Source organism: Micromonospora sp. NPDC005257, assembly GCF_042872445.1.
GTDB lineage: Bacteria > Actinomycetota > Actinomycetes > Mycobacteriales > Micromonosporaceae > Micromonospora.
The window spans coordinates 217,391-229,822 of sequence record NZ_JBIAKL010000001.1 but is presented as its reverse complement, the minus strand read 5'-3'; the positions used below and the strand labels follow the sequence as shown (position 1 = coordinate 229,822).

Here is a 12,432-nt window from a genome sequence, read left to right as displayed (position 1 = left end):
TCGTGACTGGTGAACCTGTCAGGACTAGAACCCCCGCCGAACCGCGAACTCATCGCCTCCGCGCGAACTTTCCGGCAGCCGGTCCGGTAGGTCGAAGTCAGGCAGGCGCGCGTTGAGGAACGAGACGACCTCGGCCACCCGGCGCCCCCGCAGCACGAGCAGGTCCAGCCCTGCCGGCAGGTAGGCGGCAGCAGCGTCGTTCCACAGGTACGTCCCGAAGGCGAGTTGCCCGTTGGTCCTCGTCGGCAGGAACCGCCACCTCCGCCCAGCCGTCACCTCGGCCAGGAAACCGCGGAGCTGTTCGTGGCCCTCGTACCAGACGGTCAGCGGCGGCATCGAGTACCGCGCGTCCTCCGTCAGCATCGCCACGATCGTCTCGACGTCGCCGGACTCCCACGCCGCGGCGTACCGCCTGGCCACCTCCCGCTGCCCCGCGTCGCCCAGCTCGGCGAGGATCCGCCGCTGGCTGCCGGACGGCGTCAGCCCGGCGACGATCCGGCGGGCCCGCTGCATCGCGCTGTTGACCGCGGCGACGGTGGTGACCAGCATCCCGGCGGTCTCCTCGGCGGAGTAACCGAGAACGTCACGCAGCAGCAGAACGGCACGTTGCCGCGGCGGCAGGTGCTGCAACGCGGCGACGAACGCGAGTTCCATGGTCTCCCGCGCGATCGCGTGAGTCTCCGGATCCGATTCGACGGACCGGACCGCAAGGCGGTCCGGATACGGTTCGAGCCAGCTCACCTCGGCCCGGGGCGTGCCCTGGGCAGTGAAACCGGTGGGCAGTTCACGCCGCCCGCGCGCGCCGAGGAGAGACAGGGCGCGGTTGGTGGCGATCCGGTAGAGCCACGGGCGGATCGACGTGTGGCCCTCGAACCTGTCGACGGCCCGCCATGCCCGATCCAGGGTGTCCTGGACCGCGTCCTCCGCGTCGTGGAAGGAACCGAGCATCCGGTAGCAGTGCGCACGGAGCTCGTCCCGCAGGGGTTCGACCAGACGACTGAAGGCCGCGCCGTCGCCCGCGCGCGCCGCCGCCAGCATCCTCGCCGTCGCGTCCTCCCCCGACGGACCGGTTTCCGCCAATGGCTCGGCCTGGCTCACCAGCGTCAATCTACTGCACGGCACCGGCCCGGCACGTGAGGTAGTCGAGGCCGTCGCCCTCCGGGCCCCTGGTCCCCGCGCCCCAGCCGGTTGGCCGGTGGGCCGAGCCGGGACAGGGAGCGAAGCACGTCGATTCCTTGACACTCCAGATGTGATCGCCAACACTTGTCTGCAACACGCATGTAACAACCAGAAGACATGTGTCTGACTCGGCGAGACGCGCCGGAGCCGCCCGGGCGGCACGTCAACTACGCCCCGACCGTGAAGTCCTGAGTTGCGTGTGGTTCAGCGATGTTAGCGCTAACAGCGATGGCGTCCCGGAAGGACTTCATGGCTGCCGGACCACGGCAGGCAGCAGCGGCTTCGGCGATCGGTCTGATGTCCGAACCCAGAGAGGCTGGATCACGTGATTGACCACTTCTTGACGCGGATCACGTCGCCGCGCGGCCACGCAGCGGGGCCATCCCGGAGCACCCGGTCGTTACAGCGGCTGCTGATCGTGCTGGTGGCCGCGATGACGGCGATGGCTGGCGGCGTCGTCGTCATGTCGTCGCCGGCCGCCGCCGCCACGAACCAGTTCCGAGGCATGAACTGGGCCGTGCTGGGTGACAACTTCAGCACCGGTCCCCTCGTCGTGCAGGGTCTGAGTCCCTCCGACAGCAACGCGACGGTACGGGCCAAGGCCAACGCCCTCTATGACGACATGGCCTCCTCCATGGGGATCAACACCGTCCGGCTACCCGTCAACACCCACACGGTAGGGACGGCGTGGTGGGACGCCTACCGAGGCGCCATCGACGCCGCCACCGCCCGCGGATTCAAGGTCATCCTCGCCTACTGGGAGGACGGCGCCGCCTCCGGCGGCAGGATCACGAACCTCGCCGCGTGGAACACGATGTGGTCCACGGTGACCAACACGTACGGCTCGAACCCCAACGTCTACTTCGAGCCGATGAACGAGCCTCACGGTTACAGCTCGACGGAGTGGCGCAACGTCGCGGCCAACTGGCTCAGCTACCACTACTCGGCGGTGCCCAGCCGGGTGCTGATCGGAGGCACCGGGTTCAGCCAGGACCTGCGGGACATCTGCAACGACACCCGTTTCGCTTCGACGTTGCTCTCGTTCCACTACTACGCCTTCTTCTACAGCCCGATGACCTACGACGCCTTCCGGAGCCACATCCAGACCCGCCTCGGCACCTGCGCCGGCCGGGCCGTCGCCACCGAATTCGGCGCGCCCATGAACGACGGCCGCAACTACGCCGACGCGAACAGCACCGACAACTTCGTGCGTTACATCCGCGCCATGGCCCAGGTCATGCGCGACAGCCGGATGGGCGGCACCTACTGGCCCGCGCTCGGCGGCAAGCCCGGCACCATCGGCTACGACTGGTACTCGATGTACTCGCTCAGCGGCGGCGGCACCGACCTCCATCTGACCGTCCGTAACACTTCCGGCGCCGACCAGGTCCGCTATGCCTGGGGCGACACCATCGGCGGCGGCCCCACGACGCCGCCGCCGGCAGACACGTTCTACCGGGTCGTCGTGCGTCACAGCGGCAAGGCCATGGATGTCCAGGCGCCGAACACCGAGAACGGCTCGCGCGTCGGCCAGTACACGTACAACGGCAACGCGTGGCAGCAGTGGCAGTTCCAGGACGCCGGCAGCGGCTACTGGCGCCTCGTCAGCCGCAACAGCGGCAAGTGCCTCGACGTGGTGAGCGCGTCCACCGCCGACGGCGCCGAGCTGATCCAGTACACCTGTGGCAGTGGCACCAACCAACAGTTCCAGATGGTCGCCAACGGCAGCTACTTCCAGCTGCGGGCACGACACAGCGGCAAGTGCGTGGACGTACCGGCCGCATCGACCGCCGACGGTGTGGTCCTCAAGCAGTACGCCTGCAACACCGGCGCCAACCAGCAGTGGTCGCGTACGACCGTCTGACAGGCCCTCGGGCCGCAGCCGGAACTACGGGCCGGGTCGAGCGGACCCCCTGGGCAACCGCTGCCGTCGGCAGCGGTTGCCCCTGAACTCGTGGCCTGCCAGCTCCCGTCTGCTCGGCGGCCCGCGCGGCGCGGTGGCCGTCGGGCCCTGAGGGCCGCAGCTGTCGGCGTGGCTCACCCCTCCCCGGTCGTCACCGGCGCAGGTGACCGATGCCGTGCTGGTCGAGCCAGGCGACCGTCCGAGGCACGAACGTCGGCGCCGCCGGGCCGGCGCTGACATCGGTGGCGACCAGCGGTACCCGGGCGGCGACCGGGAGCAGGGTGGCCTGCCAGCAGGCCGGCGTGGCGCAGGCCGAGCGGTCGTCGACGCGCCAGGCGGCGGCCACGCTGCGGCCGTCCGGGTCGGCCGGGCGGTACTCCAGCCACCGGCGCAGGTCGTTGCCACCGTCGATCCCGGCGGCGAGGACCAGGTTGAACGAGCCCCGGAGGCGAAGCAGGCGGATCTGCTCCTGCACGCCGAAGGCCGGCAGGCTGGTGCCCAGGCACGCGGGACCGCCGTCGCGCCAGCAGGTCCAGACCGTTGCGGGATCGGTTCCGCCGGCCGCCGGGAACTCGTAGGGCGAGATGTCGAAGACCACCGCGTTGTCGTCGCCGAGCACCTCCGCCGCCGCGCTCCAGAACAAGCGGGCGGCGAGGGCGTCGCTCTGGCGCAGCGACACGATGGGTGTGATGCCGGCCCGGACGAGCCGGTCGACGTACAGGGCCGCCTCGTCGAGGTAGCCGACGCGGTTCTGCCGATCGGCAGGGCCGCCGGTGTAGACGTAGCAGGCATCGCTCAGCACGACCCGAACCGCGTTGACGCCGCGGGCCCGCAGCGCGCCGACGGACGCGTCGTCGACCGGGCCGTCCCAGCGGATCGGTCCCCACGCGCACTCGCCGGGCACGGCCGACCGGATGATTCCGCGTGGCCGGTACGGCCTCGGGTCGGTGGTGACGGTGAGGATGCGGTTGCCGAATGCCTTCAGCGCGGGTGCGGCGCCGGGTGCCTGCGGCGGGAGCACCCGGATGCCGCGGACCTCGGCGGTGGCCTGGGCGCCGGCGCTGTCGTAGGCGGTGGCGGTGACGCGGGTACCGCTGTTCGGCGGCACGCCGCGCCAGTCGAAGGCGTACGGCGCCGTGGTGTCCACGGCGAGCAGCGTGCCGCGCTCCCGGAACTCGACCCGCTCGATCCGCCGGCCGGCCGTCGCCATGGCCTCCGCACGGATCGGGATGACGCCCGGCGCGGCGAAGAAGTCGTTGGGTAGGGGCGAGGTGAGCGTCACCGCCGGGCCGCCCGGCAGTGGGCTGGGCCGCGGGCTCCCGGACGCCGGCGGCGGCGGCGAGCTGGTCGGGCTGGAGCCGTCCACGTTGCACGGCTGGCCGCTCAACATCCAGTCGGTCGGCACGGGGTCGGCAGCCTGGTAGTTGCCGCCGAACCGCACCGTCACGGAGGCGCCGGTCGGCAGCGTGGACCCCGCCGGTGGGCGGAGCATGGTGATCGGGTACAACTCGCCGCTGCCCAGCGTGTATCCGTCCGGCAGCCGGTCGAGGCCCATGGTGATCGTCTGACCGTTGGCCTGCCGGAACCGCAGCCCCCAGTCGGTGACGGGAGAGCCCAGGTTGGTGAGGGTGAGCTCGGCCCAGAAGCCGGAGGACCACTCCCGGGTGATCTTGTAATCCACTGTGCACGCCGTCGCGGCGTACGCCGGCTGCAGCACCATCGTCATGGCCCCGCCGACGACGACCGCGGCGGCTGTCGCCAGCGCGAATATCCTGCGTCGCATCATGCCCCCCACATTTATCGATACACATCGCTTTATGCAGCCTCGGCCGTCGGGCAACGTTCTGTCAATACCGTGGCGCCCGCTGCCGCCTGTCAGCGTGCGGCTGGCGGGCCCGGCGGATAAGGTGCGGCACATGCAGTCGCTGAGTGCGGCAATCGTCGAATACGACGAGGCCGCCAGCTTCCTGGCCTGGCCGGGCGACTTCGAGTTCGACCGGAAAGACCACGTTGAGGAAGTCCACCTCGCATCAGGCGCGGCACTCGAGGCCCGTGGTTGACCGGGACGAGGGAGTGCGACCAGCGACCAATTCCACGATCAGTTCGACGGTAACGCTGAACGCCGCACGGGTGGCGTGGATCGCCCGAGCGTGGCCTCAGCCCGCGGTCTCAGCGGCGGTGCGGTAGCGCTCCTCGACGGTCTGCTTCCGCGGCTTCCACCACCATTCGTTGGCGCGGTACCAGTCGATGGTGGCCGCGAGCCCGTCGCGGAACGAGCCGAACCGCGGCCGCCAGCCCAGCTCGGTGCGCAGCTTCGTGGAGTCGTTGGCGTAGCGCAGGTCGTGCCCCGGGCGGTCGGGCACCAGATCGTACGCGTCGGCCGGCTGGTCCATCAGGGTGAGGATCAGCTCGACGATCTCGCTGTTGCTGCGTTCGTCGCCGGAGCCGATGAGGTAGGTCTCGCCGAGCCGGCCGTGCCGCAGGATCAGGTGGACCGCCTCGTTGTGGTCGTCCACGTGCGTCCACTCACGGATGTTGACGCCGGTCCCGTACAGCTTCGGGCGCTCGCCGACCAGCACGTTGGTGACCTGCCGGGGGATGAACTTCTCCACGTGCTGGAACGGCCCGTAGTTGTTGGCGCAGTTGGAGAGCGTCGCCGCCACGCCATAGGACCGGACCCAGGCGCGCACCAGCAGGTCTGAACCCGCCTTGGTGGCGGAGTAAGGGCTCGACGGGTCGTACGCGGTCTGCTCGGTGAACTTCGCGGGCCCCTCCAGCGGAAGGTCGCCGAACACCTCGTCGGTGGAGACGTGGTGGAACCGGACGTCGTGCCGGCGTACGGCCTCCAACAACGTGAACGTGCCGATCAGGTTGGTCCGGACGAACGGCTCCGGATCGCGCAACGAGTTGTCGACGTGTGACTCGGCGGCGAAGTGGACGACCACGTCGGAGCCGGCGACCAGGGTGTCCACCAGCTCGGCGTCGCAGATGTCGCCGTGCACGAACTCCACCCGATCCTCGACCGGGCCGAGGCTCGCGCGGTTGCCCGCGTAGGTCAGGGCGTCAAGGACGCGGACCCGGTACTCGGGGTGGTGCCGCAGGGTGTGGTGGACGAAGTTCGACCCGATGAACCCCGCACCGCCGGTGACCAGCATTCTCGCCATGAATCGTCACTCTATCGGCGGCCATGCTTTCGACCGTTTCACCGAAGGCGACGACACCGCAATCCAGAGGAAGCGGGGGACGCGGGCGGCCCGCTCGGCTCCGGGGTGGCTCAGCGGGTCCGGTAGCGCGCGTAGATGAGGCCGGTGGCGAAGGCACGCTCCTCCACCAGTTCGAGGTCGAGGCGTAGACCTTCGGGGAAGAACCGCTTGCCACCGCCGACCACAGTCGTGGTGATGAACAGGTGGTACTCGTCCACCAGGCCGGCCGCGATCGCCTGGGCCGCGAGGTTCGGGCCGTCAATGGTGAGGTCCCGGTCGGCCTCGGCCTTGAGCCTGCGCACCGCGTCCGGGTCGAAGGTTCGCTCGATCCTGGTCTTCGCGCTGGACACCGACTGCAGCGTCGTGGAGTACACGATCTTCTCCGCCGCCTGCCAGTCGCTGGCGTACTGGAGTTTGTGCGGCGGCTGGCCGGGCTTGGTGTGCGCGGTCTCCCAGTAGACCATCGTCTCGTAGATCCGGCGGCCGTAGAGATATGTGCCGACGGGGCGGAAGAGGTCGTTGACGAAGGTGTGCACCTCCGGATCCTCGGCTCCGGTGCCGAGGCTGCCCTCAGCCGCCTCGACGTAGCCGTCGAGCGAGGTGACCATCGAGTAGATGAGCTTCGCCATGCGTCTCCTTCGGGCGCCGGCACCCCGCGCGCCGACACCTCTTCGGCTACCGCCACCGTCCGAGTGACAGCAACGTGATCAGCCGGCGGAGCCCCGGCGTCCGGAGCGCTCAGGCAGCCGCCCAGGACGCCGGAGCTTCGCCGGCCTCCCCGAGGGCGTCGACCGGTCCGACCGACGCCGTCGACGTCGCTACACGCGCTGGGCGAGGCGCTGGGCCTGCCCGGCGTGCATGTCGCTCACCCACTCCCAGCCGGGCTTGGCCGATGAACCGACCCGCGGGTCGTCGGCGACATCGCCCTCGGGTAGAGCGAGCACGTACGCCCGGTCGCGCTCGATCCGCGCGCGGACCTGATCGGCCTCGGCGATCGACCCGTGGCCCGGGACAACGACATCGACGTCGTCCGCCACCTCCTCGAGCAGCCGCAGCGCGGTCAGGTAGTCGTCGACCGGCTCCGCGGCGCCGTTCAGGTCGAGCATCGGAATCAGGACGTCGGAGAGCACATCGCCGGCCACCAGCACCCGACTCTCCTTGATCAGCAGCGACGCGTGGCCGGGCGCATGCGCCCGATGCTCGATGATCCGGACCTCGGGACCGTCCCAGGGAATCCGGCTCGTCCCAGCCGGGAGGCCGGTGATGTGGCCGAGGAGATCCAGCGGCACCTTGCCGACGACCTCCGGCGGGAGCATTCCCTCGACGCGTTGCCTCGCGCCCGCGTCCGACAACTTGGCCTCGACGGTGGCCGCGCAGCCCGCGGTGCCGTAACGAGGTGCCGCGCCGAGGCTCTCATGCCACAGCAGATGATCCCAGTGCGGGTGCGTCGAGAAACCCGCCACGACGCTCTGACCCAGCTCGGACAGGTCGTTGGCAAGGCAGGCCATCTCGTCACCCGTCACACCGGGGTCGATGAGCAACACGCCGGACCGGCCTTGCACGACGACGGCGTTGCACTCGAGGAACTCGCTCTCGTGGATCAGCACACCCTCCGCGACCTGCCTCAGCACGGGGCCCCCCTTCGTTTGTGATTCTGCTATCGCTCGTCGGGACGCTAGTACCGGCGGTGGTAGTTTGCAAGCACTATGGGCGACACGCACGAGCCGCGGTCGGAGTGTCCGATCAACGCCGCCGTCGAGGTGTTCGGCGATCGCTGGAGCCTGCTCGTCCTCCGCGACATCGTCTTCGGCGACCGCCGCTACTTTCGGGAGCTGCAGGCCAACTCGGTCGAGGGCATCGCCTCGAACATCCTCGCCGACCGGCTGAAGCGACTCGTCGAGTCGGGACTGCTCACCCGGGAGGACACTCGACCGGGCCAGCGGGCGCGCTACAGCCTGACCGAATCCGCCATCCAACTCGTACCCGTGTTCGCGCGGCTCGGCAGCTGGGGGCTCCGGCACCGGCCCACGAACTCCGCGCTGCGCGTCCCCGCCGAACTGCTCCAACAGGGCGGCCCCGGGCTCTGGCAGGAGTTCATGGACGAACTCCGCCACTCGCACCTCGGCACCGGCGCCCCACCGCGGTCGCCGAGCATCCACGAGCGCCTGACCGCGGCCTACCTGGCCGCCGCCGGCGCCGGGTAGCCACCGGGCGCCGCACGACGGCCAGGCGGCCGCGCCGCATCCGCTACGGCTTCCGCCAGGCCTGACCCGGCCGGTCGGCGATCGTCAGGATCAGGTCGATGAAGTCCGAGCCCCAGCGGTCGATCGTGCTCGCGTCGACCGCGCCGGGCTCGTACTCGACGCAACACCGCAGTTCGCCGGGGGGCGCCACGAGGAAGGTCCAGACGAACCCGCCACGGAGGAAGGACGTCGTCCGTTCCTCCGGCATGACCACCGGTTCGACGCTGGCTGCGAACCCGGTGTCGTCCTGCGCCACCGGTGAGTTGATGTAGTTGAGGATGGGCATGAGGGCCCGCGGATCCGCGGCACCGTTCATCAGTCCGGGCGTCATCTCGACGATCGTCGGGAACGGGAACGGGTGCCGCCGGGCCTCGGCGCCGGCCTTGCGCGCGAGCAGCATGAGGTCCAGGAAGGTCTCGCAGCCGCCGAACTCCAGACGAAGGGGAACCGGGTTGACGAAGAATCCGATGGTGTCGTAGAAATCCGGGCTCGGCCGGCCGCTGCTCGACGTGAACAGGGTGATGTCGGACCGGCCGGTCACTCTCTCCGCGAGCACCATGTACGCCGCCAGGAAAACGTGCCAGACGCTGCAACGACTCTGGGCTGCACTCGCCGAGACCTTCGCGAATCTGCCCGGATCGATCGTGAAGTTTCCGATCGCCATCTGCGGCTGCAGCGTGTCGGGGCCGTGCGGCCGGTCGGCCGGCAGGGTCAGCATTTCGGCTCCCGCCAGCTTGTCCGACCAGAAGCGGCGCGCGGCCGCCGCCTTCCCGCCCTGCAGGAACTCCTGTTCCTGAAGGGCGAACTCCCGGTACGGGGCCGGCGTCGGAAGCGTGTGCGGCACCCCCGTCACCCGGGCCGTGTAGCAGGCCGCGATCTCGCGCCGGAGTATGTCGGTCGACCAGCCGTCACAGAAGAGGTGGTGGGTCTGGATGGTGAGCACCGCGTCGCGGTCGTCGAACCGGTGCAGGGAGGCCCGCAACGACGGCTTGACCGAGAACGACATCGTCTGTTCGCTCAGTTCGGTGAGCAGATCGACCGCCACGTCGTCGCGCGAGCGGCCGGGGCCCACCGCGATGTCGCGGACGGTGAGCGGCACCGGCAGCGGCGGCAGCACCTCCTGGAACCCGAGGTTGCCGTCCGTCTCGTCGTAATGAACCCGCGTACGCAGGGACTCCTGCCGTTCCACGACCTCGTCGAGGGCGGCTCTGAGGGCATCGACGCGCAGTTCTCCCTTGATACGGAGAGCCAGGGCGATGACATGCTGCGGTGCGCGTGCCAGACCGCCCGGGTCCCGCTGTCGGGAACTCAGCGGATAGCGGGTGGCGGGTTCCACGAGGATCTCCGATTGGTCCATGGCAACCCCCATGAGTCATAGATCGACGCATTTCTCTGCGGCACTCCTCCGGCCACGCTAGTCAGGACGCCGGCGCCGGGCACCTTCGTAGTTGCCCGCCGCTGTCCGCCGTGCGAGCACGGCCGGAGATGCCCCACGATCCGGCATGCCGGATCGTGGGCCCTGTCCACCGCGGCCGCTCCCTACGCCCTCCGGGCGGCCCCGCGCCCCGCAGCCAGTCACCTCCGCGTGACGGCGCCGAGGCCACACACCGCCGTCGACGTCCTCGCCCGGGAGACGGCGCCGACGGCTACCGCCGTCGGCGCCGTCGCACTGGTCGGCGCGTCGGAGCCGGCCCGCGGATCGTCCCGGCGAGGGCGGTACGGCCGGCCCCCGGCGCCCTGTGCCCACAGAAGCGGGTACCGGCGATATCCGTCGCCGCACTTTCGCGGGTGCTGTCGGCCCACTGCCTGGCAACGATCAGGAGACCGCTGAACCCACCAGGAAGGGGCCCGACCATGAGCGAAGCGCACGGCACGCCCGAGGAAGGCGCCGCGACGCCCCCAGTCGCGGACGAAGGCGATCGATCCGGCCTGCCGCCCCGCCGAGCCCACGACCAGGACGCGGGCCCGGGGGCGGGCCGCGCCGTCCTCGTCACGGGGGCGGCGAGCGGCATGGGTTGGGCCATCGCGAAGCGATTCGCGGCGGCGGGTGACCGGGTGGCTCTCCTCGACAAGGCGGCCGGCGTCGCCGACGAACTCCTGGGCGAGCTGGACGGCACCGGGCATGTCGCCGTTCAGGCCGACCTCATGGACAGCGCCGCTGTGCGGATTGCTGTCGACTCCGCCGCCGAACGCCTGGGCGGCCTCGACGTCCTGGTCAACAACGCCGGCGTCTTCACCCTGCACCCCATCACCGAGGTGAGCTACGAGGTCTGGCAGCAGCACTGGCAGTCCACCCTGGGGCCCAACCTGATCGGCGCGGCCAACGTGACCTGGTGCGCGGTCCAGCACCTGAAGGAGCACGGCGGGCGGATCGTCAACGTCTCGTCGCGGGGCGCGTTCCGCGGCGAACCCGAGGCGCCGGCCTACGGGGCCAGCAAGGCCGGCCTGAACTCCTTCGGCCAGTCACTCGCGCTCGCTCTCGCGCCGTACCGGATCTCGGTCGCGACCGTGGCGCCCGGATTCGTGCGGACCCCCATGGCCAAGGAGTACCTCGAGGCACCCGGTGGTGACGCGATCAGGGCCCAGAGCCCGTTCGGCCGGGTCGGCGAGCCGGACGAGATCGCCGCGGCCGTGTTCTATCTGGCCTCGGAGAAGGCCGAGTGGGCCAGCGGCGCCGTACTCGACCTGAACGGCGCCTCCTACCTGCGGACCTGAGCAGCGGTGGCGGTCCGGTCCGGGCGGCCGATGTCGCCCGGACCGGCTCGAACATCAGAACGTCCGCTGGAACGCGCGCGCGACGTCCAACCGTGTCTGCGCCATCTCGACGGCTGCGTCGGCGGGCAACAGACCGGGGCGGGCCGCGACCCGATCCAGGAGTTCGAGCGTGTTGGCCGTGATCCGATCCGCGATCTCGGTGAACGCCTCCGCCCGGGTACGGCCCCGGTGCTCGGCGGCCGCGCAGATCACGCCCCCCGCGTTGACGATCACGTCGGGCACGCTGAGCACACCGCGCCGGGCGAGGACAGCCTCCGCCTCCGGGGTGACCGGCAGGTTCGCGCCCTGCAGGATCGTCCGCGCCCGCACGTCATCGACGTTGCCCATGTGCACGGCGTCGCCCTGGGCGGCGGGGATCAGGATGTCGCACTCGACGGTGAGCAACTGGTCGCGCTCCATGCGTTTCACGTCGTGGTACTCCGCGATCGGGCCGGTGCGCTGGAAGGCCGCGAGCGCATCGACGTCCAGGCCGTCCTGGTCGTACACGGCGCCGGTGATGTCGGACACCGCGACGACGCGAGCGCCGAGGCGGGCCAGTTCGAGGGCGGCGACCCGCCCGACGGCACCGAAGCCCTGGACGGCCACCCGGGCGCCCGCCAGCTCGAGCCGGTTCGCGGCGTGCAGCGCCTCCGCGCACTTCGCCACGCCGTAGCCGGTGGCGCCGACCTCGTTGAGCGGGATGCCGCCCAGCGCGCCGGGCAGCCCGACCGCGCGACCGATCTCGTCGCGGATCCACGCCATCGCCGTCTCGTCGGTCCCCACGTCGGGCCCGGGGATGTAGTCGACGACGTGACGGATCGCGCGCGCGAAGGAGCGGAGCACGGACTGCCGCGCCGCGGGGTCGAGCGGCCCGTTGATCCGGATGCCGGACTTTCCACCGCCGTGTGGCAGACCGGCCACCGCGTTCTTGATCGTCATGGCGCGGGCGAGCCGGGCCACCTCGCCCACGGTGACCGTCGGGGTCATGCGCACCCCGCCGATGGCCGGGCCGAGCACAAGATTGTCGAGCACGACGATGCCCGTGGCGCCGGCCGTCAACTCGAAGAAGTGCACGGCCGCGGGCCCGAGATCGTCGGTCGGCCACGCTGCGGTCTCCTGCATCATGGCCTCACCGTCGTCCCGGTGGAAA

Annotated in this window: 11 protein-coding genes; 4 read left to right on the top strand and 7 right to left on the bottom strand. The window is 70.5% G+C overall.

Features of this window, described 5'->3' with window-relative positions:
* Positions 1–24: 24 nt before the first annotated feature.
* On the bottom strand, positions 25–1,038 hold the full coding sequence (locus ACFYO8_RS00955; protein ID WP_355047584.1) for a sigma-70 family RNA polymerase sigma factor: 1,014 nt from the start codon (positions 1,036–1,038) through the stop codon (positions 25–27).
* 574 nt (positions 1,039–1,612) lie between these two features.
* On the opposite strand from ACFYO8_RS00955, the gene ACFYO8_RS00950 reads away from it, so the two are divergent.
* Positions 1,613–3,043 (top strand): RICIN domain-containing protein, encoded by a 1,431-nt coding sequence (locus tag ACFYO8_RS00950; protein WP_355047580.1) that lies wholly within the window; start codon positions 1,613–1,615, stop codon positions 3,041–3,043.
* 190 nt (positions 3,044–3,233) lie between these two features.
* Here ACFYO8_RS00950 and ACFYO8_RS00945 read toward each other — a convergent pair whose 3' ends face one another.
* A complete protein-coding gene (locus ACFYO8_RS00945; protein ID WP_355047581.1) occupies positions 3,234–4,868 on the bottom strand; it encodes an Ig-like domain-containing protein in 1,635 nt (544 codons plus the stop codon).
* Between the two features lie 130 nt (positions 4,869–4,998).
* On the opposite strand from ACFYO8_RS00945, the gene ACFYO8_RS00940 reads away from it, so the two are divergent.
* Complete coding sequence (locus ACFYO8_RS00940) at positions 4,999–5,142, top strand: hypothetical protein (protein WP_354864254.1); 144 nt, start codon at positions 4,999–5,001, stop codon at positions 5,140–5,142.
* A 96-nt stretch (positions 5,143–5,238) separates the two neighbouring features.
* Here the strand turns inward: ACFYO8_RS00940 and rfbB are convergent, their stop codons facing one another.
* The 3 genes from rfbB to ACFYO8_RS00925 form a co-directional block, all read right to left on the bottom strand.
* Positions 5,239–6,237, bottom strand: coding sequence for a dTDP-glucose 4,6-dehydratase (gene rfbB, locus ACFYO8_RS00935; protein ID WP_354864492.1), 999 nt, complete (start codon positions 6,235–6,237; stop codon positions 5,239–5,241).
* A 119-nt stretch (positions 6,238–6,356) separates the two neighbouring features.
* Positions 6,357–6,914 (bottom strand): dihydrofolate reductase family protein, encoded by a 558-nt coding sequence (locus tag ACFYO8_RS00930; RefSeq protein ID WP_354864256.1) that lies wholly within the window; start codon positions 6,912–6,914, stop codon positions 6,357–6,359.
* 189 nt (positions 6,915–7,103) lie between these two features.
* Complete coding sequence (locus ACFYO8_RS00925) at positions 7,104–7,916, bottom strand: MBL fold metallo-hydrolase (protein ID WP_354864258.1); 813 nt, start codon at positions 7,914–7,916, stop codon at positions 7,104–7,106.
* Positions 7,917–7,991: 75 nt separating this feature from the next.
* Between ACFYO8_RS00925 and ACFYO8_RS00920 the strand changes: the two genes are divergently transcribed.
* The gene (locus ACFYO8_RS00920; protein ID WP_387256616.1) at positions 7,992–8,489 is read left to right on the top strand and encodes a winged helix-turn-helix transcriptional regulator; all 498 of its coding nucleotides are present in this window, start codon (positions 7,992–7,994) and stop codon (positions 8,487–8,489) included.
* A 43-nt stretch (positions 8,490–8,532) separates the two neighbouring features.
* Here ACFYO8_RS00920 and ACFYO8_RS00915 read toward each other — a convergent pair whose 3' ends face one another.
* Positions 8,533–9,864 (bottom strand): condensation domain-containing protein, encoded by a 1,332-nt coding sequence (locus ACFYO8_RS00915; RefSeq protein ID WP_355047583.1) that lies wholly within the window; start codon positions 9,862–9,864, stop codon positions 8,533–8,535.
* Positions 9,865–10,382: 518 nt separating this feature from the next.
* Here ACFYO8_RS00915 and ACFYO8_RS00910 point away from each other — a divergent pair.
* Entirely contained in the window at positions 10,383–11,243 is an 861-nt protein-coding gene (locus ACFYO8_RS00910) for an SDR family NAD(P)-dependent oxidoreductase (RefSeq protein ID WP_387256615.1), read from the top strand.
* Between the two features lie 54 nt (positions 11,244–11,297).
* Here ACFYO8_RS00910 and ACFYO8_RS00905 read toward each other — a convergent pair whose 3' ends face one another.
* Positions 11,298–12,407, bottom strand: a complete 1,110-nt coding sequence (locus tag ACFYO8_RS00905) for a Glu/Leu/Phe/Val dehydrogenase (RefSeq protein ID WP_355047226.1) — start codon at positions 12,405–12,407, stop codon at positions 11,298–11,300.
* Positions 12,408–12,432: the final 25 nt, after the last annotated feature.